The organism is Paractinoplanes polyasparticus (assembly GCF_019710575.1).
In the GTDB taxonomy this organism is placed as follows: Bacteria; Actinomycetota; Actinomycetes; order Mycobacteriales; family Micromonosporaceae; genus Actinoplanes; species Actinoplanes polyasparticus.
Genome location: NZ_JAHWFK010000127.1, coordinates 1 through 594, shown reverse-complemented (window position 1 = coordinate 594; position 594 = coordinate 1). Strand labels below are relative to the sequence as shown.

At 71.7% G+C, this 594-nt stretch carries 1 protein-coding gene; it reads left to right on the top strand.

The window, feature by feature from the left end; genetic code table 11:
* Positions 1-594 (top strand): SigB/SigF/SigG family RNA polymerase sigma factor (locus KXC43_RS50325; protein ID WP_221383441.1); only part of this gene is annotated, 594 nt, incomplete at both ends.

Below are 594 nucleotides of genomic sequence, written 5' to 3'. Positions count from 1 at the left end.
CTGCGCGACCGGGCGATCGAGGCGTGGCTGCCGCTGGCCCGCCACCTCGCCCACCGCTACTCCGGCCGCGGCGAGCCCACCGACGACCTGATCCAGACCGCCACCGTCGGCCTGATCAAGGCGGTCGACAAGTTCGACCCCGAGCGCGGCGTCGACTTCGCCGGCTACGCGATCCCCACCATCATCGGCGAGATCAAGCGCCACTTCCGCGACCGCACCTGGTCGGTGCGGGTGCCCCGCCGCCTGCAGGAACTGCGCCTGGCCATCACCGAGGCCAACGCCACCCTGACCCACAGCCTGGGCCGCTCCCCGACAGTGGCCGACGTCGCCACCCACCTGGGCGTGACCGAGGAAGACGTCCTCGAAGGCCTGGAAGGCGCCCGCGCCTACAACGCGACCTCGCTGTCCACGCCGATCAGCGCCGACGGCACCACCGAGCTCGGCGACACCCTCGGCGGCGAGGACTACGAGTACGAACTGGCCGAGACCCGCGTCGCCCTGGGCCCCGCCCTGGCGACCCTGGACGAGCGCGAGCAGAAGATCCTCACGCTGCGCTTCTACGGCAACCTGACCCAGTCGCAGATCGCCGACCAG